Origin of the sequence: Microbispora sp. H10830 (assembly GCF_014161375.1) — a bacterium.
Lineage (GTDB): Bacteria > Actinomycetota > Actinomycetes > Streptosporangiales > Streptosporangiaceae > Microbispora > Microbispora catharanthi.
The window spans coordinates 53333-75362 of record NZ_JABBWX010000020.1; the positions used below are offsets into that span (position 1 = coordinate 53333).

At 72.9% G+C, this 22030-nt stretch carries 17 protein-coding genes and 1 riboswitch; of the genes, 9 read left to right on the forward strand and 8 right to left on the reverse strand.

Annotated elements, in window-relative coordinates; translation table 11 throughout:
• Window positions 1-9: 9 nt before the first annotated feature.
• The 3 genes from HHX35_RS36435 to HHX35_RS44095 form a co-directional block, all read right to left on the reverse strand.
• A complete protein-coding gene (locus tag HHX35_RS36435) occupies window positions 10-198 on the reverse strand; it encodes an Insertion element protein (RefSeq protein WP_139574713.1) in 189 nt (62 codons plus the stop codon).
• Complete coding sequence (locus HHX35_RS36440; protein ID WP_182903172.1) at window positions 162-1844, reverse strand: nitrite/sulfite reductase; 1683 nt, start codon at window positions 1842-1844, stop codon at window positions 162-164. The genes HHX35_RS36435 and HHX35_RS36440 overlap by 37 nt, the downstream gene beginning before the upstream one ends.
• A 311-nt stretch (window positions 1845-2155) precedes the next feature.
• A complete protein-coding gene (locus HHX35_RS44095) occupies window positions 2156-2290 on the reverse strand; it encodes a hypothetical protein (protein WP_259405717.1) in 135 nt (44 codons plus the stop codon).
• A gap of 220 nt (window positions 2291-2510) precedes the next feature.
• Here HHX35_RS44095 and HHX35_RS36445 point away from each other — a divergent pair, with 220 nt between their 5' ends.
• From HHX35_RS36445 to HHX35_RS36470, 6 genes are all read left to right on the forward strand, one after another.
• The gene (locus HHX35_RS36445) at window positions 2511-3479 is read left to right on the forward strand and encodes a YihY/virulence factor BrkB family protein (protein ID WP_259405718.1); all 969 of its coding nucleotides are present in this window, start codon (window positions 2511-2513) and stop codon (window positions 3477-3479) included.
• Between the two features lie 32 nt (window positions 3480-3511).
• Entirely contained in the window at window positions 3512-4999 is a 1488-nt protein-coding gene (locus tag HHX35_RS42845) for a serine/threonine-protein kinase (RefSeq protein ID WP_220506292.1), read from the forward strand.
• Between the two features lie 61 nt (window positions 5000-5060).
• Entirely contained in the window at window positions 5061-6503 is a 1443-nt protein-coding gene (locus tag HHX35_RS42850) for a serine/threonine-protein kinase (RefSeq protein ID WP_220506293.1), read from the forward strand.
• Window positions 6504-6543: 40 nt separating this feature from the next.
• Window positions 6544-6645: riboswitch (ZMP/ZTP riboswitch) on the forward strand.
• A 29-nt stretch (window positions 6646-6674) separates the two neighbouring features.
• Complete coding sequence (gene glyA, locus HHX35_RS36460) at window positions 6675-7934, forward strand: serine hydroxymethyltransferase (protein WP_139574723.1); 1260 nt, start codon at window positions 6675-6677, stop codon at window positions 7932-7934.
• Window positions 7935-8214: 280 nt separating this feature from the next.
• Window positions 8215-9315, forward strand: a complete 1101-nt coding sequence (gene rsgA / locus HHX35_RS36465; RefSeq protein WP_182903173.1) for a ribosome small subunit-dependent GTPase A — start codon at window positions 8215-8217, stop codon at window positions 9313-9315.
• Between the two features lie 48 nt (window positions 9316-9363).
• Window positions 9364-10038 (forward strand): phosphoribosyltransferase, encoded by a 675-nt coding sequence (locus HHX35_RS36470; RefSeq protein WP_259405729.1) that lies wholly within the window; start codon window positions 9364-9366, stop codon window positions 10036-10038.
• 87 nt (window positions 10039-10125) lie between these two features.
• On the opposite strand, the gene HHX35_RS36475 is transcribed toward HHX35_RS36470, so the two are convergent.
• From HHX35_RS36475 to HHX35_RS36485, 3 genes are all read right to left on the reverse strand, one after another.
• On the reverse strand, window positions 10126-10440 hold the full coding sequence (locus HHX35_RS36475; RefSeq protein ID WP_076434697.1) for a WhiB family transcriptional regulator: 315 nt from the start codon (window positions 10438-10440) through the stop codon (window positions 10126-10128).
• Window positions 10441-10556: 116 nt separating this feature from the next.
• On the reverse strand, window positions 10557-11462 hold the full coding sequence (locus tag HHX35_RS36480) for a sucrase ferredoxin (protein WP_182903175.1): 906 nt from the start codon (window positions 11460-11462) through the stop codon (window positions 10557-10559).
• 175 nt (window positions 11463-11637) lie between these two features.
• Window positions 11638-13155, reverse strand: a complete 1518-nt coding sequence (locus HHX35_RS36485) for a glycerol-3-phosphate dehydrogenase/oxidase (protein WP_182903176.1) — start codon at window positions 13153-13155, stop codon at window positions 11638-11640.
• Window positions 13156-13212: 57 nt separating this feature from the next.
• Between HHX35_RS36485 and HHX35_RS36490 the strand changes: the two genes are divergently transcribed.
• Genes HHX35_RS36490 through HHX35_RS36500 form a run of 3 tightly spaced genes read left to right on the forward strand, consistent with a single transcriptional unit; the run spans window position 13213 to window position 18022 of the window.
• Window positions 13213-14826: an FAD-binding oxidoreductase gene (locus HHX35_RS36490; RefSeq protein ID WP_259405719.1), complete on the forward strand. Its 1614-nt coding sequence runs from the start codon at window positions 13213-13215 to the stop codon at window positions 14824-14826.
• Between the two features lie 19 nt (window positions 14827-14845).
• Window positions 14846-16345 (forward strand): metallophosphoesterase, encoded by a 1500-nt coding sequence (locus HHX35_RS36495; protein ID WP_182903177.1) that lies wholly within the window; start codon window positions 14846-14848, stop codon window positions 16343-16345.
• A gap of 51 nt (window positions 16346-16396) precedes the next feature.
• On the forward strand, window positions 16397-18022 hold the full coding sequence (locus HHX35_RS36500) for a bifunctional 3'-5' exonuclease/DNA polymerase (protein ID WP_310739545.1): 1626 nt from the start codon (window positions 16397-16399) through the stop codon (window positions 18020-18022).
• A gap of 18 nt (window positions 18023-18040) precedes the next feature.
• Here the strand turns inward: HHX35_RS36500 and HHX35_RS42855 are convergent, their stop codons facing one another.
• Entirely contained in the window at window positions 18041-19690 is a 1650-nt protein-coding gene (locus tag HHX35_RS42855) for a serine/threonine-protein kinase (RefSeq protein ID WP_220506294.1), read from the reverse strand.
• 138 nt (window positions 19691-19828) lie between these two features.
• On the reverse strand, window positions 19829-22000 hold the full coding sequence (locus HHX35_RS42860; RefSeq protein WP_220506295.1) for a serine/threonine-protein kinase: 2172 nt from the start codon (window positions 21998-22000) through the stop codon (window positions 19829-19831).
• Between the last annotated feature and the right edge of the window lie 30 nt (window positions 22001-22030).

Consider the following 22030-nt stretch of genomic DNA (forward strand, 5'->3'; position numbering starts at 1 on the left):
CCCTCGGGATCACGAACGCACGCCGAGGCCGAGGAATTTCACCCGGAAGGCACGGGCGCAGGACCTGCAGTACCATCCGTGGCTCTCCTCCTCGGTCACGTAGGGCTCCAGGTCCTCCTCGCCGCAGTACGGGCAGTAGAACGGCGCGGCCCTCTCGGTGGTCACTTGAGGTCGGCCTCGTCGGCGCGCTGGACCCATTCGGCGAAGGTCTCGCCGTCGTTCTTCTGCTTCTCGTAGTTGCGCACGACCCGCTCGACGTAGTCGGGCAGGTCCTCGGCCGTGGTCTTGAGGCCGCGGACCTTCCGGCCGAAGCTCGGGTTCAGCCCGAACGAGCCGCCCAGGTGGACCTGGTAGCCCCCGACCTGCTCACCCTTGTCGTTGACGACGAGCTGGCCCTTCAGCCCGATGTCCGCCGTCTGGATGCGGGCGCAGGAGTTCGGGCAGCCGTTGAGGTTGATCGTCAGCGGCTCGTTGAAGTCGGGCAGGCGCCGCTCCAGCTCGTCGATCAGCTCCGACGCGGCGTTCTTGGTCTCGACGATCGCGAGCTTGCAGTACTCGATGCCGGTGCAGGCCATCGTCTGGCGGCGGAAGGTGGACGGGTTGACCCGCAGGTCGGCCGCCTCCAGCTCGGCCACGATCGACTCCACCTGGTCGGGGGCGACGTCGAGGATGACCATCTTCTGCTCGATCGTGGTCGCCACCCGGGTGGACCCGTGGCGCTCGGCGATGTCGGCGATCCGGTGCAGCAGGTCGCCGCTGAGACGGCCCACGCGGGGCGCGAAGCCCACGTAGTAGTTGCCGTCCCGCTGGAGGTGGACGCCGACATGGTCGCGCCGGTCCCCCCGCGGCGCCGCGGGGGCCGGGCCGTCGGGCAGCTCGTACTTGAGGTACTCGGTCTGCAGCACGTCGCGGAACTTCTCCGCGCCCCAGTCGCTGACCAGGAACTTCAGCCGCGCCCTGCCGCGCAGCCGCCGGTAGCCGTAGTCGCGGAAGATGCCGGTGACCCCGGCCCACACCTCGTGGGCCTGCTCGGGCCGGACGAACACGCCGAGCCGCTTGGCGAACATCGGGTTGGTCGACAGGCCGCCGCCCACCCACAGGTCGAAGCCGGCCTCGCCCTGCTCGTTCACCACGCCGACGAACGCGATGTCGTTGATCTCGTGGACCGTGCAGTGGGCGGCGCAGCCGCTGATCGCGGTCTTGAACTTGCGCGGCAGGTTCGAGAACGCCGGGTCGCCGATGTACCGCTCGCGGATCTCCTGGAGCTGCGGCCGTCCGTCGATCACCTCGTCGGCGTCGATCCCGGCCAGAGGGCAACCGAGCATGCCGCGCGGCGTGTCACCGCACGCCTCGGTGGTGGACAGGCCCACGGCCTCCAGCCGCGTCCACATGTCCGGCACCGACTCGATCTCCACCCAGTGGAGCTGGATGTTCTGCCGGTCGGTGACGTCGGCGGTGCCCCTGGCGTAGTCGTTGGAGACGTCGGCGATCACCCGGAGCTGCTCGAGGCTGAGCTGGCCGCCGTCGGTCCGGATGCGGATCATGAAGTAGCGGTCGTCGAGCTCCTCGGGCTCAAGGACGGCCGTCTTGCCGCCGTCGATGCCCGGCTTGCGCTGCGTGTACAGGCCGTACCAGCGGAAGCGGCCGCGCAGGTCGGCGGGGTCGATGGAGTCGAAGCCGCGCTTGGAGTAGATGTCGATGATCCGCTGGCGGACGTTCAGCCCGTCATCGGCCTTCTTGTTCTCCTCGTTCTTGTTCAGCGGCTCACGGTAACCGAGAGCCCACTGACCTTCGCCGCGCGGGCGCTTGTGGTGGCGGTTCGCCGGGCGGGCCGGGGTGCTCATGGGCACACGTCCTTCTCCGAGGCTCGGTCTGAGATCGGGTTTCGGCGGACACCGGCGCAGGCGGCCTCTCACCTCGCCGTCGAGTGTGAGGGCATACGAAAACGACGCCTGGCCGAGCGCCCGGGATGGATCAGCGGAGGGCGACGGTCAGCCGGCGTCGATACAGATCGCGCTACGGACACGCAGGAGATCGACGTGGCGTCGCACGACGAGCAACGGGTCCGCTGGCATGTCCCAAACGATACCTCTGAGATCCCCGATGTCCAAGTTCGTGTCCAGGATGCGGGATTGTGACGGCAATGTGACGCGCGTCAGCCCTTGCGGACCCAGTTCTCCGGCGGCTCGGCCTCGTGCTGACTCTCGGACGGCTCCTGATGCTGGCAGTCGCACCAGGACCCGCCGCGGCACTCCTCGTGCCGGTGCTCCCTGCACGCTCGGCAGATCATGTCTCCATTGTGAACGCCATGCTGCGAACCGAGCGAACCGGAGAGGCGCTCCGAAGGCACGACCGGCGGATATGACCGCCCCAAAGGTGAAGTGGGGAACACGGTTCTCGCGAGCAGGGGGCGCAGGCCCCTATTCTTGGCGGCGACAATCCGCCCGCAGGTCACGTACTAACCGCCGCGGCAGCGGGTAGAGCCCATATCTCATGACCGGTTGGGTGCCATGACCTCCACGGACGCGCCGTCGCGCAGGCCGCGGCACATCACGCGCAAGGGCATGGCGCTCGCCCGGGCGCGTCTCAGCTGGCTGCGCGACAGGAACATCTGGGCCCTGGTGAAGGCGACCACGATGGCGGGCGTCAATTACCGGGTGACCGGCCTCGCGGGCGAGGCGGCGTTCTTCGCGCTGCTGTCGCTGCCGCCGTTCGTGCTCGGGCTGCTCGGCGTCATGGGCCACCTGAGCGGGCTGCTCGGCCCGGCCGCCATCGCCGAGATCAGGCGCTGGGTCGTGGACCAGTCCGAGCTGCTTTTCACCGACAACACCGTCCAGCGGGTCGTCAAGCCGCTGCTCGCCGACGTGCTGAGCGGCGGTCAGGTCTCACTGATCTCCGTCGGCTTCCTGCTGTCGCTGTGGTCGGGCTCGCGGGCCCTGTTCGTCTATGTGGACCTGATATCCATCGCGTACGGCCTGGGGGAGACCCGGGGGATCATCCGCACCCGGGTCCTGTCGTTCGTCCTGTATCTCGCCGCGCTGCTGATCGGGCTGGTCGTCATGCCGGTCCTGGTCATCGGGCCCACCCTGATGTCCACCGCCCTGCCCAGGTACGCCGCGCTCGTGACCGTTCTCTACTGGCCCGTGGTCGTGATCGGCTCGGTGCTGATGCTCACGCTGCTCTACCACGTGAGCGTGCCGCACCGGACGCGCTGGTGGCGCGAGACCCCGGGGGCCGTGCTGGCGCTGGTGATCTGGATCGTGTGCGCCGCGTTCCTGCGCGAGGTGCTGGCGGCCTGGTTCACCCCGCTGTCGATCTACGGTTCGCTTGCGGCGCCGATCGCCGTGCTGCTGTGGCTCTACATCACCGCGCTCGCCGTGCTCATCGGGGCGACGCTGAACGCGGAGGTGGACCGGTTGTGGCCGCTGGGCGGCGCCACCAGGCACGAGCACCATCACCGCAAGTCCGATAAAGGCTGATCTAGCCCGGTAGCGGTGGAAGGATGGCGTCGATGGACGCACAGCCTTCCACCGGTGACCCCACCGCGACCCACCGGCGCACGATCGGCCCCTACGTCCCCGTACGCCGCCTGGGGGAGGGCGGCATGGGCATCGTCTATCTCGCCCGCGACCCCGGGGGCCGCCAGGTGGCGCTCAAGGTCATGCGGCCGGAGCTGGCCGCCCAGGAGGAGTTCCGCGCCCGATTCCGCAAGGAGGCGGAGGCCGCCAAGCGGGTCGCCAGGTTCTGCACCGCACCGCTCCTCGACGCCGGACGGGACGGCGACCGGCACTATCTCGTCACCGAGTACGTCGACGGTCCTGACCTGTCGTCGGTGATCGACGCGCAGGGGCCGTTGTCCGGCTCGAACCTCGACGCGCTCGCCGTCGGCGTCGCGACGGCCCTCGCCGCCATCCACGAGGCGGGGATCGTGCACCGCGACCTCAAGCCGTCCAACATCCTGCTCTCGCCCCTCGGCCCCCGGGTGATCGACTTCGGCGTCGCCCACCTCGCCGACACGCTGGCCGAGCGGACCGGCACCGTGATCGGGACGCCCAGTTACATGTCACCCGAGCAGGCGCGGGGAGAGCCGGTGACCTCCGCGGCCGACGTCTTCGCCTGGGCCTGCGTGGTCGCGTACGCCGCCACCGGCAGGCCGCCGTTCGGCTCGGGCCCCATGCCGGAGGTGCTCTACCGGGTCGCGCACCACGTCCCCTACCTGACGGGGATGGACGAGCGCCTGCGGACCCTGGTCGAGCAGGCGCTGGACAAGGACCCGGCCAGGCGGCCGAGCGCCCAGCGGCTTCTCGACCGGCTGCTCGGCCGGGAGGAGGTGGCGGTCGAGGCCGCCACGAGGATCGTCAGCGACATCTGGGCCACCCCCGCCGAGACGACCCGCCGCGCGGGCGCGGCGCCGGACGGCGCGGACGGGCCGGGCAGGACGGGCAGCACGGGACTGGGCGGCACGGAACGGAGCGACGCGGGAGCGGGCGGCGCGGGCAGGCGGCGCGGCCGCCGCTGGGTGCCGGTCGCGGTGGCCGGCGGGGCGCTCGCGGTGGCCGCCGCGATCCTGATCTTCACACTCCATCCTTTCGGCGGCGGGACGACGCCGCCGAAGGGCCCGCTGGCGTCCAGGGACATCAAGGTCAACGGGCATCCGCTCCACGTCACGGTGGACGCCGTGAAGCGGCGCGGGACCTCGGTGACCGTCCAGTGGACGATCACGATGACCGGCAGCGAAGGATCGTGGTGGCCGAGGGACCTGTTCGGCGACGAACTGTCCGGCGCGGGCCTCGTGGACCCGCCCAGCGGGTCGAAGTTCCTGCCCGCGCGCAAGGACGACCGCTGCGTGTGCAGCGCCCTTCCGACCCAGTGGCTCCATCCGGGTGACGTGCTCCCTCTCTACGCCACGTACACCGGCGTACCGCAGGACCTGGAGACGATCGGGGTCGACGTCCCCGGGTTCGGGCTCTTCGCCGACGTTCCCGTCTATGACGGCTGAGCGGACCGCGTCTTCGGTACAGTCCGGGAATCCGTCGCGAAAGACTGATCTTTCCGCCACCATGGGGCGGGTGACGACGCCGATTCCTCCCACTGACGATGCGTCGACGTCCCCGGCGCCGCCTCGGCCCTCGATCGGGGGTTACACACTGCTGCGGCGGCTCGGGGAGGGCGGGATGGGGATCGTCCACCTCGCGCGTGATCCGTCGGGCCGGCCGGTGGCCATCAAGATCATGCGCCCGGAGCTGGCGGCCGGGCCGGAGTTCCGGCGCAGGTTCGCCCAGGAGGCGCAGGCCGCCCAACGGGTCGCCCCGTTCTGCACCGCGGCCGTGCTCGACTCCGGACTGGACGGTGACCAGGCCTATATCGTCACCGAGTACGTCGAAGGGCCCGACCTCGGCTCGCTGATCAGGGATCAGGGCCCACTCGCCGGCGGAAGCCTGCAGGCCCTGGCCGTCGCGACGGCCGCCGCCCTGGTCGCCATCCACACGGCCGGCGTCGTGCACCGGGATCTGAAGCCGTCGAACATCCTGCTCGGCGTGCTCGGGCCCAAAGTGATCGATTTCGGCATCGCCCGGCTGGCCGACGTCGACGCCACCCGGACGGGTTCCGTCGTGGGCACCCCCTCATACATGGCCCCGGAGCAGGCGAACGGCGAATCGATCACGGCGGCGGCCGACGTCTTCGCCTGGGGGTGCGTGATCGCCTACGCCGGCACCGGCAGCCCGCCCTTCGGCGGCGGCACCCCCACCGAGGTGCTCTTCCGCGTGGTGTCCCGGCCGCCGCGGCTCGACGGCCTCGACGAGCGCCTGCGGCCGCTGGTGGAGCGGGCGCTGGACAAGGACCCGGCCCGGCGCCCCACCGCCCAGGGGCTCCTCGACGCGCTGCTCGGCCGGGAGAGCGCCGGGATCGAGACGGCCACCCGGGTGGTCGGGGACACCTGGACCCCGGTCGTCGCCCCGGCGGCCACCCCCGCGGCCTCCGCTCCGCCGGGCCGGCGCGGGCGGCGCCTGTGGCCGTACCTCACGGCGGCGGTGCTCGCCCTGGCCGCCGCCGCGACGGCGCTGGTGATCGTCCGGCCGTGGGAGCCGAAGGGCAACCTGCCGGGCACGCCCGCGACCACCCGTGACGTGGAGATCGAGAAGAATCCGATGCGGGTCCAGATCACCGAAGTGATCCGGCTGCGCGACGGCGACGTCCGGCTGAGCTGGGCGCTCACGAACAGGGGACCGAACGCCTGGATATTCATGGACGCCTTCGGCAGGGGTGCGCTCGATTACTCGGTGTCCCTGGTCGGCCTGACGACGCCGGGGGCCAAGGAGCCCGTCTACCCCGACTGGAAGGACGGCAGGTGCATGTGCAGCTCCGGGGTCACGGCCGTGGGCTCCGGTGAGGAGAAGCGGTTCTACGCGGTTTACACGTCCGTGCCCGAGGAGGCGGAGTCGGTGGACGTCGACATCCCCCTGGTCGGCGTGTTCCGGGATGTGTCGATTTCCGACGCCTGAGCCGCACTCGGCTCTCCGGCGAGGCGCGCTCGGATAGGGTTGGAGGCATCGCGACTGGCGCTGACGTGCTGCTGTGGCGCGTCGCTAGGTGGGGCACCACCGGGGAGCGAATTCGCGGAGGCCGTGCGCCTGGGTCGCCGCCGAAGAGTCGACGTGGAGAAGGAAGGCGCCATGGCTGGGAACTCGCTGAACGTCGTCGATCCCGAGATCGCCGAACTGATCAGGGCGGAGGAGCGGCGGCAGGCCGACACCGTCAAGCTGATCGCGTCCGAGAACTACGTGTCCAGGGCCGTCCTGGAGGCGACCGGGACCGTTCTCACCAACAAGTACTCCGAGGGCTACCCGGGCAAGCGTTACTACGAGGGCCAGCAGGTCATCGACAAGATCGAGACGCTGGCGATCGAGCGGGCCAAGTCGGTCTTCGGCGTGAGCCACGCCAACGTCCAGCCCTACTCGGGCTCGCCCGCCAACCTCGCCGTCTACCTGGCGTTCCTGAACCCGGGCGACACCGTGCTCGGCATGGGCCTGCCGTTCGGCGGCCACCTCACCCACGGCTGGTCGGTGTCCGCCACCGGCAAGTGGTTCAACTCGGTCAAGTACGGCGTGCGCCGCGACACCGGCCGGATCGACATGGACGAGGTGCGCGCGCTGGCGCTCGAGCACCGGCCCAAGCTGATCTTCTGCGGTGGCACCGCGATCCCGCGCACGATCGACTTCCCGGCCTTCGCCGAGATCGCCAAGGAGGTCGGCGCGGTGCTCGCGGCCGACATCGCCCACATCGCGGGCCTCGTCGCCGGCGGCGCCCACCCCTCGCCGGTCGGGCACGCGGACGTGATCTCCACGACCACCCACAAGACCCTGCGCGGCCCGCGCGGCGCGATGCTCATGGCGAACACCGACGAGGTCGCCAAGGCGCTCGACAAGGCCGTGTTCCCCGGCCTGCAGGGCGGCCCGCACAACCACACCACCGCCGCCATCGCCGTCGCCCTGCACGAGGCCGCCCAGCCGGACTTCAAGGCGTACGCCGCGCAGATCGTGAAGAACGCCCAGGCGCTCGCCGACGAGCTGCTCGCCCGCGGGTTCGACCTGGTCTCCGGCGGCACCGACAACCACCTGATCCTGATGGACCTCACGTCCAAGGGCGTCGGGGGCAAGCCGGCCGCGCAGGCTCTCGACCGGGCGGGCCTGGAGACGAACTACAACACCGTGCCCTTCGACCCGCGCAAGCCGTTCGACCCGTCCGGCATCCGCATCGGCACGCCGTCGGTCACCTCGCGTGGGATGGGCGAGGCCGAGATGCGCCAGATCGGCGCGTGGATGGACGAGGTCGTCACCGCCGTGGCCAAGGGCGACGCGGAGGACGTGATCGCACGGGTGCACGGCGAGGTCACCGAGCTGACGAGCCGGTTCCCCGCGCCCGGCCTGTCCTGATCACCCCAGATCGACGAGCGACGGCTCCCCGCGACCTCGCGAGGTCGCGGGGAGCCGTTCTCGTGCCGCCCGTCGGCATGCCCCTGGGGGGATTTAATCGGTTGCGCAGGGCCCTCCGGGTGCTGCTAGTGTTCCCCCCGTCGCCGCCACTTAGCGGCCAGGACCAGGGAGGTGAGGACTATGCGGGTCTTTCTGACGACCATGCCGTCCGTCAACTCCCGGGTGTCCGCCTAGTCTCTTCTCGCTGGGACATCCGGTTTCCGAAGGGTGTTCACCAGCAGTGTTCAACGATCTTTCTCTTCTCGGCTGGCACGACGGGCTCGCGGAGCAGCTGCCCGACCTGCCCGGCGGCGCCGTTCCCGCGCGTGTGGCGCGGGTCGACCGGGGCGCCGCCGAGGTCATCGCCGCCGACGGAAACCACCAGGCGCGGTTCGGCGCCCGCGTACGCAGGGCCGCGGCGGCCGATCCGCTCGAGCTCCCGTGCGTGGGGGACTGGGTCGCGCTCGCCCGGCTCGATGAGGGCCGCTACGAACTGGCCGAGGTGCTGCCCCGCCGTACGGCCTTCGTCCGGGGCGGCGTGAGCCGCGACTCGCGCGGAGGGCTGTCGGGTGACGGCCAGGGCCAGGTCCTGGCCGCCAACGTCGACGTGGTCTTCGTGGCCGAGCCGTCGATGCACGCCACGGACTTCGCGGATCTCGGCAGGATCGAGCGCCTCGTGGCGCTCGCCTGGGAGAGCGGCGCCCGGCCGGTCGTGCTCGTCACCAAGGCCGACCTCTTCGATCAGGGGCTGGACGATCTCCTCGCCGACGTCGAGGCGGCGGCGCCGGGCGTCGACGTCCACCCGGTCTGCTCGCTCACCGGCGACGGCGTGGACCTGGTGCGCGCCCACCTCGGCCCCTCGGGGACCGCGGTGATCCTCGGCCCGTCGGGCGCGGGCAAGTCCACGCTCGTCAACGCCCTCGCCGGCGCGGAGGTCATGGAGACCCAGCAGGTCAGGGCCGCCGACGGGCGGGGCAGGCACACCACCGTCCACCGGCAGCTGATCCCGCTGCCCGGCGGCGGGCTCGTCATCGACACCCCGGGCATCCGCCGCGTCGGGCTGTACGAGATGAGCGAGGGCGTCGACCTGGTCTTCTCCGACATCGAGGAGCTGGCCGAGGGCTGCCGGTTCTCCGACTGCCGGCACCGGGAGGAACCGGGCTGCGCGGTGCTGGCGGCGGTCGAGTCGGGCGAGCTGCCCGAGCGGCGGCTGGAGAGCTGGAACAGGCTCCAGCGCGAGGCCGCCTGGATGGCCCGCCGCACCGACGCCCGGCTGCGCGCCGAGGAGACCCGCAAGTGGAAGACCATCCACAAGCAGATGCGGGGCATGAGCCGCCCCTAGGCTCGGATGCCTCCCGTTCCGGGCGGGTATGACCGGGGCGTGAGGACGATGCGGGTGCGGCTGCCGTACGCCGACCGCGCCGAGGCGGGTGCGCTGCTCGCCGAGGTCCTGTGGGACGTGAACCCGCGGGATCCGGTGGTGCTCGCCCTGCCGCGCGGCGGCGTGGCGGTGGCCGCGCCGATCGCGGAGCGGCTACGCGCCCCGCTCGACGTGCTGGTGACCCGGAAGATCGGGCATCCGGCCCGGCCCGAGCTCGGGGTCGGCGCGATCGCGGAGGGCGGGCGGCCCGTGTTCGACTCCGAGATGCTCGACCGGCTCGGCCTGGAACCGGAGGACGTGGCGGAGGTGGCCGGACGGGAACGGCGTGAGCTCGCCAGGCGGGTGCGGGTCTACCGGGGAGACCGGCCGCTGCCGGAACTGCGCGGCCGTGACGTGATCGTGGTGGACGACGGCCTGGCGACCGGAGGCACGGCGCGTGCGGCGCTGCGGGCCGTGCGGGCGATCCAGGCGGGGCGGGGCCGGGTGACGCTGGCGGTGCCGGTCGCCGCTCCGGAGACGGTGGAGGCGATGCGGGGCGAGGCGGACGAGGTCGTCGTGCCGGCCACGCCGGAGAACTTCCGCGCGGTGGGCCAGTGGTACCGGCGGTTCGACCAGCTCACCGATGACGACGTGCTGGGCCTGCTCGCCACGGCGGGAAGCGGAGGGACGACGGATGAGACCTGAAGGGCGCCTCGCGTGCGCCGTCGCCCACATCGGGGGACGGGACGCAAGGCGCCCAGCGGTGACGCGTGTCGGGGAAGGGGGAAACGCTCAGGCGACGGCGCTGATTCCGGCGCTGGCGGCGCGACGCATACGACGGCGACGCTCGGACGCGCGCTCGTCCTCGTTGAGGCCGCCCCAGGTGCCGTACTTCTCCGGACGGGAGAGCGCGTAGTCGAGGCACTCCGCTCGCACAGGACACTGAGCGCAGATGGCCTTGGCCTTGCGCTCCCGGATGTCGCGCTCGGGCTGACGCTCGCCGTCAGGACCGAAGAACAGCACCAGGTCCTCTCCCCGGCACGCGGCATCATCCTGCCAACCCCAGCTGGGGCGCGGGCGGGCGAGCTGCCGACGTACCTGAGACATGAGAAACCACCTTTGGTGAGAGGTATTTCAGTGTTTGTGCCGCATTGGACGCTTGTGGCGTCCCTTGTGCCAACGCCGGGATAGGCCGTGGTGTTCCCGGCTCCGGGGCGGAGCCCTCAGGTCAATACCGGCGTGAGCTCGCTCAGTTCGGCCAACCTGTAGGTCGGGATTCCGTCGGCGCAGGTCAACCCGCACGGTGCGGTGAACACCGTGGGCTCGACCACGACCCGGAATCGCGACGTCCCACGCTCCGTCGTGCACCGCACGACGCAGATCGTGGTGTCGTCCACCGACCGGGAGGATTCCACGGCCACCCCGCCGACCGAGATCTCGCCGGTATGCGCCCGGACGAAGTGCTCGGCGGCCTGCAGTGGCTCAGGGATACCCGCGCGTCCCCGGAAACGATCGAGGACGACCTCGCCGTGCCGGTACGCGTTTGCCGCCGCGATCGCAGCAGCCTGAGACATGCTGCCGTAGTAAAGCCCGTGTGGCAAGCATACGAGGTTGGCGGCGTATCGATCGCCGCCGACATGTGTGGTTTCCCACACTTCGCCGGGCAGGTTCTCGTCGAGGAACCGCGCCAGCGGGAGTCCCAGACGCGCACAGCACGCGTTGTGCCTGCCGTGCGTGCAGACCAGGTACATCGGCTCGTTCACCAGTATGCAGGACTCCGGAACCACTCCGTGCACGAGAGCGCCCAGGTCAAGATCGTCGGGGCGCTCCACGAAGCCCTCGGCGAGCCACGGATCGTCCACCGCGGACGCGGCGACGTAGACGTGCAGGGGGCCCGTGAGGGCCTCGCGGCGGCCAGGCCTGCGGATCAGTTGCGGCCGGATGTCAAGAGCCCTGGCGCGGGAGATCAGCCGGTGGACGTCATCCGGCAGCCGGCACTCCTCCAACTCCGCGGCCCAGGGCCCCGCGTGCTCGATGAGCAGCCAGAACCGGCCCTTCTTGGTCGCGCTCGCGAGGATCGGCGCCTCCCCCGTGTGGCAGGCGGCGGGGTGCTCGCACCCGTTGGCCATCCGGTCCCGTCCTTCACTCGTGTTTCTTAGGTAAGACTAACCTTAACCAATGGCGTCAAGGGTTGCGGGCGCGGGGTCGTAAATCCACGTTAAATCCACAAATATCCGGATACTGCCGGTGCGGACGGCGGCGGTGGAGAACAGGCGGGGGCGGCGCCGAGGGGCTGGGCGCCGATCAGGAGTAGGCCAGGGCGGCCTCTGCGGCGGGGAGGGCCGCCGCGCGGTCCTCGGGCACCAGCCCGATCCTGGTCCGCCGGTCCAGCAGGTCGCCGGCGTCCAGGGCGCCCTCGTGGCGCACGGCCCACACCAGTTCGGCCCGGGTGATCCCCAGCGCCACCGGCTCGGCCAGGGCCGGGTCCCCGCGCATCAGGTCGCGCACCGCCCAGGCCTCCGAGCCGTACCTGCGGGCCAGCCACCGGGGCGCGCCAGGACGCACCGGCCCGGCCCCGACGAGGGGCAGCCGGGCCGTACGGCTCGCGCGGGCGTGGGGGCAGGCGGCGTCGACGGCGTCCTCGGCCATCCGCCGATACGTCGTGAGCTTCCCGCCCACGACCGTCACGACGCCGTCCGGCGAGCGCAGCACGGCGTGGCGGCGGGACAGGTCGGCCGTCCGGCCGTCGGCGGAGTCCGGCGCGTCCACCGCGTCCACCGCGTCCACCAGGGGCCGCAGCCCGGCGAAGGCGCCGGCGACGTCCGCGCGGGACAGCGGCCGGTCCAGCGCCGTCCCGATGACCTCCAGCAGGAACGCGATGTCGCTCTCGGGAGCCTCGGGGACGTCCGGGACCGGGCCGTCGAGCGGCTCGTCGGTCAGCCCGGCGTAGACCCGCCCGTCGGCCTGGGGGAGCACCAGCGCGAAGCGGGCGCGCTCGCCGGGGATCGGCACGTGCAGCCCCGCGCGCAGCGCGCCGAGGGCCCCGGGGCGCAGGACGAGGTGCGTGCCCCGCGAGGGACGCAGCGCCACCGACGGCGTCAGCTCTCCGGCCCACACGCCGGTCGCGTTGATCACCGCACGGGCCCGGATGTCGAACTCGTCGCCGGTCAGCTCGTCGCGCACCCGGGCGCCGTCCCCGGCGAGCGCCAGCGCCCGGCACCGGGTGAGGATCCGCGCGCCGTGGGCGGCGGCCGTACGCGCCAGCGCGACGACCAGGCGGGCGTCGTCCACCACCCGGCCGTCCCAGGACAGCAGCGCCCCGCGCAGGCCGTCCGCGCGCAGCGACGGGGCGAGCGCGAGCGCCCGGCCGGACGCGAGCCGTGAGGGGCCGGGCAGCAGGCGCCGCGGCGTGCCCGCGGCGGCCCGCAGCGCGTCGCCCAGGCGGTAGCCGGCCATGAGGGCCGCGGCCTGGGCCCGGGGGACCGCCGGCGTCAGCGGCAGCAGGTACGGGTGGGCGGCGACCAGATGGGGCGCCGTGAAGCGCAGCAGGGCGTCGCGCTCCACCGCGCTCTCCCACGCCACGCCGACCTGCCCGCTCGCGAGGTAGCGCAGCCCGCCGTGGATCAGCTTGGAGCTCCACCGAGAGGTGCCGAACGCTAGATCGTGGGCGTCCACGGCGGCCACCGACAGCCCGCGGGAGGCGGCGTCGAGCGCGGCTCCCGCCCCCGTCGCTCCCAGGCCGACCACGAGCACGTCCACGACGTCCGTGCCCGCCTCGTCGAGCTCCCACCGGCGCCTGGCCGCGTTCAGCGAGGAGTTCATATCCCCTCCACTACTTCCGCATTACTCTTTAGTAACCTACCTGGAGGCGCGACGGCTATGGAAACCCCTCTCACCGCGGCGGAACCCATGCTCTGGTCGGGCTGGGGCGATCCCGCCAAGGCCGCCGAGCTGCCCGCGCCGGTGCGCGACCTGCTGGCGGGACTCCTCGGCGTCCGGGCGCCCGCCACACCGGCGGCGACGTTCGGCGAGGTGCGGCTGCCGCCGGTGGCGCTGCCGCCGCCCGTCCTGGCCGCGCTGGCCGCGATCGCGGGGGACGAGCACGTGCGGGCCGACGACGACGCCCGGATCCGGCACACCCGGGGCAAGTCCACCCCCGACCTGCTGCTCATGCGCGCGGGGGACGCCTCGGACGCGCCCGACGCCGTCGTGCTCCCCGGCTCGCACGACGAGGTGGCCGCCGTGCTGCGCCTGTGCGCGGAGCAGCGGGTGGCCGTGGTGCCGTTCGGCGGGGGCACCTCGGTGGTCGGCGGCCTCGTGGCGGCTCGGTGTGGCTCCGAGGGGGGCTTCACGGGCGTGGTCGCGCTCGACCTGGCCCGGCTCAACCGGCTCGTCTCCGTCGACCCCGTCTCCATGATCGCCGAGCTGGAGCCGGGCCTGCGCGCACCGCAGGCCGAGCAGCTCCTCGCCGCGCACGGGCTGACGCTCGGGCACTTCCCCCAGTCGTACGAGTACGCGACGCTGGGCGGGTTCGCGGCGGCCAGGTCCAGCGGGCAGGCCTCGGCCGGGTACGGCAGGTTCGACGACATGGTCGCCGGCATGACCGTCGCGACGCCCCGGGGCACGCTGGAGATCGGCCGAGCGCCCAGGTCGGCCGCCGGGCCGGACCTGCGCCAGGTGTTCCTTGGCTCCGAGGGCGCCTTCGGGGTGATCACCTCGCTTCGGCTGCGCGTCCGCCGGGCCCCGGACGTCAGGACGTACGAGGGCTGGCGCTTCGCCACCTTCGCCGAGGGCACGGCCGCCATGCGGCGGCTCGCGCAGCAGGAGGGCCCGCCGCCCACGGTGCTGAGGCTGTCGGACGAGACCGAGACCATGGTCGGGCTGGCGAAGCCCACCGACCTCGGCGCGGCCGGGCGCGACTCCGGCTGCCTGCTGGTGGCGGGCTTCGAGGGCTCCCCGGGCGGCGTGGCCCACCGGCGGGACAGCGCCTCCGCCGTGCTGGTCGAGGCGGGCGGGGTGCACCTCGGGCCTGAGCCGGGGGACAAGTGGGCGCAGGGCCGGTTCTCCGCCCCCTACCTGCGCGACTCCCTGCTGGCCGCGGGGGCGACGGTGGAGACGCTGGAGACCGCCTGCTTCTGGTCGAACCTGCCGCGCCTGTACGACGCCGTACGGCTGGCCCTGCTCGGCGCACTCGGTTCCCCGCTGGTCATGTGCCACATCTCCCACGTGTACGCCACGGGGGCCTCGCTGTACTTCACCGTGGTGACCGCGCAGACCGGCGACCCGCTCGGGCAGTGGGCGGCCGCCAAACGCGCGGCGAACGAGGCGATCGTGCAGGCGGGCGGCACGATCTCGCACCACCACGGCGTCGGCCGCGACCACCGCGAGGCGTACGCCACGGAGATCGGCGACCTGGGCGGCGAGATCCTGCGGGGGATCAAGGAACGGCTCGATCCCGCCGGGATCCTCAACCCGGGTGTGCTGATCCCGTGAAATTGCCAAGATTGTTCCCATGGTCGATGTTGGCGCGGCCGCCGCGCGGGGGAAGCAGGTCTCGTCACGGGTGTCGCAGGCCGGAGCGGGCTGGGACTGCTCGCAGATCGGCACGTTCGACGCGCTGCGGCCCAACCGGAACTCCTTCACCTGGCTGAACCCCGCGACCCTGTGGCGGTCCCGCAACGAGATCCTCGCCCAGTTGTTCGGCGACCCCTCGCCGCAGGTGCGCCGCCGCTGGGTGGCGGCCCAGCACGACCGCGGCGTGGACGAGGACTTCCGTATCAGGCTCGACCTGGGGGAGGAGTTCTCGTTCCTGGTGCTCGGCGACACCGGCGAGGGCGACGCCTCGCAGTACGCGGTGGTGCCCGGGCTGCTCAAGCTCGGCGCGGACACCGCGTTCGCCGTCATCGCGAGCGACGTGATCTACCCGACCGGCTCGGGCAACGAGTACGGCGACAAGTTCTTCCGGCCGTACAAGGACTACCCGGCCCCGATCTTCGCCGTGCCCGGCAACCATGACTGGTACGACGGGCTCGGCGGCTTCATGCGGGTCTTCTGCGACGCCCACCCCCTGTCCGCGGAACAGCGAGGGTTCCGGCTGTCGCCCGACGGGCTGCGCGGGCTGCTCTGGAAGAAGCCGGAGACGATCGACGAGGACGCCCTCGCCGGGGCCAGGAAGATGCGGCCCAACCCCGGCCCGGCGCTGCCGGGGCCCTACTGGGTGATCGACACCGGCCGCCTGCTGCTCGTCGGCATCGACACCGGGATCAAGGGCACCCTCGACCGGGAGCAGGGCGAGTGGCTGCGCCGGGTCTCCGCCGGCCCCCGGCCCAAGATCCTGATCACCGGCAAGCCGATCTACGTCAACAACGCCTACCACCCCTGCGAGATCGAGGGCGGCGGCACGGTGGACGACGTGGTCCGCGACCCGGCGCACAACTACGTCGCGGCCATCGGCGGCGACGTGCACAACTACCAGCGCTACCCGGTGCGGGCGGAGGGGCGGCTCATCCAGTACGTCGTGTCCGGGGGCGGCGGGGCATTCATGCACGCCACCCACACGATTCCCCGGGTGGACGCGGGCGGCGTCCACGAGGACGACTTCAAGTGCTATCCGCTGCGCGGCGACTCGCTGTCCTTCTACAGCCTGCTCTACAGCAGGAGGCTGCGGCTGCGCGGGCTCTACATCACGCCGGAGGAGGGGCTGGCCCTGATGTCCCGGCAGATCGGCAACACCCCGCCCCGGCCGACGCCGGGGGCGCCGATCGGCGCGCGGGTGAAGTGGGCGGCCCGGCTGCTCGGCGGCTGGCCGATGCCGTTCCGGCTGCCGGTGGGGCGGGTTTTCCACCGGTACATCTCCGAACTGTCCGACTGGGACACCCCGCCCTTCTTCAAGAGCTTCCTCCACATGTCGGTCACGGGGGACACGCTCCGGCTGCGCTGCTTCGCCGCGACGGGCTGCCTGCCACAGGAGGAGGAGCCGCCGCTGGAGGACGAGGTCGAGATCCCGCTCTGATCGGCCGGGTGCGGCCGGGGAAATGTCGGCGCCGCCTGGCACGCTGGTGGGGTGCACGTTGTGGTGGCGGCCGACGCCGAGGGGGGCGGCACCATGAAGCCCCTCGGCGGGCCGGTGAGCCGGGTCTCCGATCTCGCGGCGGCCGTGCGCTCGCTGGAGGCCGCCGAGCGGCCCCGCTGGGTGTGGGCCGACGCGCGCCGCGTCTACCCGGCGCTCCTGTCCGCCGGCGTACGGCTGTCGCGCTGCCACGACGTCGCGCTGACCGAGAACCTCCTGCTGGCGGCGGACGGGCGCTACGGAGAGCCCAGACAGGTCCAGGCGGCCTACGCGCGCCTGCGCGGCCTCCCGGTGCCCGACGACCCGCACGAGGCGTCTGACGCGCATCAGGCGGGCGGCACGCAGGCGAGCCTGTTCGACCCGGCGCCGCCGGGCCACGGCGTGCCCGAGGCCGACATGGTCGCGGAGGTGTTCGAGGATCAGCGCCGCCGCGTCGCGCGCACGCCCGATCCCGGGCGGTTCCGCCTGCTCGTCGCCGCCGAGTCGGCCGGTGCGCTCATCGCGGCGGAGATGGGCCACGACGGCATGCCCTGGCGCGAGGACGTCCACGACGCGCTGCTGACCGACCTGCTCGGGCCTCGCCCCGCCCACGGAATGCGGCCCGCGAAGCTCCAGGCCCTGGCCGACGAGGTGTCGGCCGCCTTCGGCCACCTGGTCAACCCCGACTCCCCGCAGCAGATCGTCCGGGCGTTCAAGACCGCGGGGATCGAGATCCCGTCCACCCGCTCCCGCGTGCTGAAGACGGTCGACCACCCCGCCGTCGCGCCGCTGCTGGCGTACAAGGAGCTGGCCCGTCTGTACAGCTTCCACGGCTGGACCTGGGCCGACCAGTGGGTCGGCGGCGACCGCTTCAGGCCCGAGTACGTCGTGGGCGGAGTGGTGAGCGGCCGATGGGCCACCAGCGGCGGCGGCGCGCTGCAGATCCCCAAGGTCATGCGCAGGGTCGTGGTGGCCGACGACGGCTGGACGCTGGTGGTCGCCGACGCCGCGCAGCTCGAACCCCGGGTGCTGGCCGCGCTGTCCGGAGACCGGGGGCTCGCGCGGGCGGCCGGGGAGATCGACCTGTACGCCGCGCTGGCCCAGGCGTTCGGCGGGGTCCGCGATTCGGCCAAGATCGCCATGCTGTCCGCGATGTACGGCGGGACCAGCGGCGACGCCTCCAAGCTGCTGGCCGTCATGCGGCAGCGGTTCCCGAAGGCGTACGCGTTCGTGGAGGACGCGGCACGCGCGGGGGAGGAGGGGCGGCTGGTCCGCTCGTGGCTGGGCCGCACCTGCCCGCCCCCGTCGGACCGGTGGCGGCGCCTGGTGGCCGGTCCTGAGGGCGCCAGGGCGGCCAGGGATCGGGGGAGGTTCACCCGCAACTTCGTCGTGCAGGCCACGGCGGCCGAGTGGGCGCTGACGCTCCTCGCCGTGCTGCGCGGGCTGCTGCCGGACCCGGCACGACTGGTGTTCTTCCAGCACGACGAGGTGATGGTGCACTGCCCGCTCGACGTGGCGGGCGAGGTCCGCGAGGCCGTCGGCCGCGCGGCGCACGAGGCGACCCGGCTGCTGTTCGGCGACACCACGGTCCGCTTCCCGATGGAGGCGGTGGCCGTCACCTGCTACGCCGACGCCAAGTGACCGCGGCACACCTCCGGCTCAGGGGGCCGGGCGTGACTTCCGGGTGACGAGGGCGGCCAGCAGCAGGGCCGGCACTCCGAAGGCGGCAAGGAGCACCAGGAGCGCCACGGCGGCGCCGGCGACGCTCCGTACGTCGGCCGAGGGCGCCGCTCCGACGCCGAACACGGTGTCGTCGCCGGAGCACGTCACCTTGTAGGTGTCCGTCTTCGGCGCGCGGATCTCGTAGAGCAGCCGCCACTTGGCGTCACCCATGGCGAACGGCCGGTAGCTCGCCGCCGGCCGGGCGAGCCTGGCGTTCCGCCCACGGCCGGTCTCGATCTTGCAGCGCGGATCGGGTGACGCGCCGGAGACGTAGATCGCCGGCTTCAGCGCGGGGTTCAGCGCGACGGTCAACGGAGAACCGCCGCGGGAAACGCTCCTCGGCGTGGCGGAGATGCCCATGCCGACCTCGCACACGGCGGCGACGGCCGTGAGGAGCCCGCAGAGGACCGCCCAGGCGCGCGTGGTCCGCCGCAGCCAGGCGGGGTACCGCCTGGGCCGTCGCCCGGCCGTGGGACGCACCGGCGGCGCGTACGGCCTCGCCGGGAGGTGCGCGGGCCCCGCCGAGTAGGGAGCGGGAGGAATGTACGGAGGGTTCGGCGCGGGGAAGGCCGGTCGCGGACCGGGTGTGATCACCTGCGGGCCTGGCCCGCCGCCCGCCCGGGGATGCCCGGGCGCACCGGACATGTACGGATACGGCGCCCCCGGCGGCTCCGGTGACGCGGTTGAGGCGCGGGTCGGGGCGACGCGCGTACGCACCGCCTGCGCCACGGTCGGGGGAAGCCACCTGCCCTGCTGGGTGGGCGAGGCGAAGTCACGGCCGCTGCCGGCCAGTTCGTTCAGCACGGCCGACAGGGCCGGCCGTGCTTCGGGTTCCTTGGCCAGGCACCGCGCGACCAGCGTCCGCACGGTGGGCGGCAGCGCGTCGAGGGCGGGCTCCTCGTGGACGATGCGATACCACAGCCCCTGCCACGACCCCTGCCCGAACGGCCCGGTGCCCGTCGCGGCGAACGCCAGCACGAGCCCCAGGCAGAACACGTCGCTCGCCGGTCCGACCCGGGTGCCCTTGAGCTGCTCCGGGGACATGAACCCGGGAGTGCCCATGGTGATGCCGGTCTTCGTCAGCGAGCCGCCCTCGGCGGCCAGGGAGATGCCGAAGTCGATGACACGGGGGCCGTCCCCGGCCAGCAGCACGTTCGACGGCTTGAGGTCCCGGTGGACGACTCCGGCCGCGTGGATCGATTCCAGCGCCTCGGCCAGCCCGGCGGCCAGGGCCAGGACGGACTCCTCCGGCCACGGCCCGTGCTCGTCCACGGCGTCTTCCAACGACACGCCGGGCACGTACGCCGTCGCGAGCCACGGCGGAGACCCCTGTGGGTCGGCGTCGACCACTCCGGCCGTGAAGAAGCCGTTGACCTTGCGGGCCGTGGCGACCTCGCGGTCGAACCTGAGGCGGAAATCGGCGTCGCCGGCCAACTCGGGCCGCACCACCTTCACCGCGACGGCCCGCCCGCTCCGCGAACGCCCGAGATACACGCGGCCCATCCCGCCCTCGCCGAGGCGTGCCTCGATCCGGAAGGGCCCCACCTGCCGGGGATCGTCCTCCCGCAGCGCCTCGAAGGTCCGCACCGGCACTCCTTGGAATCCGGGATTCACGCGTGGTCGATCAGGACATTCTCTCCAAAGAGCGCGGGAACAGGTCGCCGCGCGACGGCGCCGGGGTGGGGCGCGCGCCGCTGCGTCGCCGACGCCGGCGAGGGCCGGGCGTCAGGCGGGGCGGAAGGTGCTCCAGAGGGCCTGCCGAACCGGTGCGGCGGACTCGTTCCAGTCGAAGTCGGGCGAGGCGAACATGATGGCGTAGGCGCGTTCGCCCGCCTCCAGATAGCGGATGACCGCGTGGACGGTGACCTCGCTGGTGTTGGTGTAGGTGTACTCCCATTCGGCCGCGGGGTAGCGGTAGTCCACCTGGCGCAGCTGGACCTGCGTGTAGTCGGTGAAGTCCTTGATGTCCAGGTTCTGCTCGGCGGACCGCAGCGCCGCCAGGCTGCCGTCGGGGATCCTCTTGATCGTGACGCTCTGCCCGCTGTCCTTCGGGCCCGTGAGCCTGACGACATCGTCGTCGACCGAGGAGGTCCACTCCTTCGGCACCGCCAGCGCCACCCCGCCCTCGGTCACCAGGTGGTAGCCCTCGGGCACGCGTACGGCCGACAGCGGGCGAGCGGTCGGCGTGGCTGCGTCGGTGGGTGCGAGGGTGGCGCCCGACCTGCCGTCCTGCTGCGAGACCACGGCCTCGTCCGGGCCGCTCGGCAGCAGCACGAACACGATCGCGACGATCACCGCGACCACGGCCGCGGCGGCGACGACGAGCAGCAGCTTCGACCGGCCCTCGCCGCCGGCGACCTCGTCGGCCCGCTCCTTGCGCCTGCGCCCAACCCGGGGCCCGTGCGGGCCCGCGGCGTCCGCGACCGGCCCGGAGTCGCCGGCCTGCCCTGAGACGGCCTGCCCTGAGACGGCCTGCGCGGCGGCCTGTTGCGGCGCCATGTGTTGCGGTGCCGCATGTTGCGGCGCCATGTGCTGCGGCCCTGTCTGCTGGGGCGCCGCGTGCTGCCCGGGCCGGTGCGGCGCCCGCGGCGTGCCGCCCAGGTCGCCGGGCATGTCGCCCGGCGTGGGCGTCGGCCACATGGCCTCCCTCGCCCGCTCCGGCGCGTGCGTCGACCCCGAGGGAGACGACAGCGGGTCGAAGCCCGTGTCGAAGGCGGGGTCGAAGGAGGGGGTCTGCCCGAAGGCGTTCACGGGCCCGAACGCGCCCGGAGGCTCGTACGACGGGTCGGCCGGCCGGGGCTCCCCGGCATGGGGCTCCATGGGACGGGGCGCGGCGCCGGGCGGGGTGGCCGCGCCCGGGGCCAGGTTCTCCGCCGTGAGCGGCACGCGGACCGGACCCGAGGGCGTCTCGATGATGCGCGAGGGCAGCGGCCCCGAGGGGATGTCGAGCGGCGGCAGCAACCCCGCGGGCGTGGAGTCCTGCGGGGTGGGCACCGACGTCGGCGTGCCGGCGCGGCCCGGCAGCCCGGCGCCGTGGCTGTGCAGCACCCGCTCCAGCATCTCCGCGACCTGCGCGGCCGGAAGGCGGTCGGCCGGGTTCTTGCGGAGCAGGCCCTCGATGACCGGCAGCAGCGCGCCCGCCCGGCGCGGCCGGTTGGGCTCCTGCGTGAGCACCGCGCCGAGCACGGCGACCGCGTCCGGCCCCTCGTACGGCGGGCGGCCCTCCACGGCGGCGTACAGCGTCGCGCCGAAGGACCACAGGTCGGCGGCGTGGGTGATCGGGCGGCCCTGGAGGCGCTCCGGCGGGATGTAGGCGGGCGAGCCCATGAGCAGCCCGGTCTGGGTGATCGTGACGTCGCCCTCGATGGCGGCGATGCCGAAGTCGGTGAGCACCACGCGGTCGGCGGTGAGCAGCACGTTGCCGGGCTTCACGTCCCGGTGGAGGATGCCGGCGGCGTGGGCGTGGCGCAGCGCGTCGAGCACCCGGATGCCGATCTCGGCGGCCTGCACGACCGGCAGCGGGCCGCTCTGCCGCACGGCCTGCTCGAGGGACCAGGCGCGGACGAGCTCCATGACGATCCACGGCCGCCCGTCCTCCTCGACGACGTCGTGGACGGTGACGATGCCGGGATGGCTGAGCCGGGCGGCCGAGCGCGCCTCGCGCAGCATGCGCCGGTGGGCGGTCTGCGCGCCGGCGTTGTCGAGCCCGAACGGCAGGAGCAGTTCCTTGACCGCGACGTCCCGGTCCAGCAGCACGTCGTGGGCGTGCCACACCATCCCCATGCCGCCGCGGCCCACCGGGGACAGCAGCCGGTAGCGCCGGCCGACGAGACGGCCCTGCCCTTCGGGGGCGCCCCCCGCGGGGACGCGGCCCACAGGTCCCTGACCCTCTGGCATAGGGGGGACCATACCGAGCAGGCGATCTGT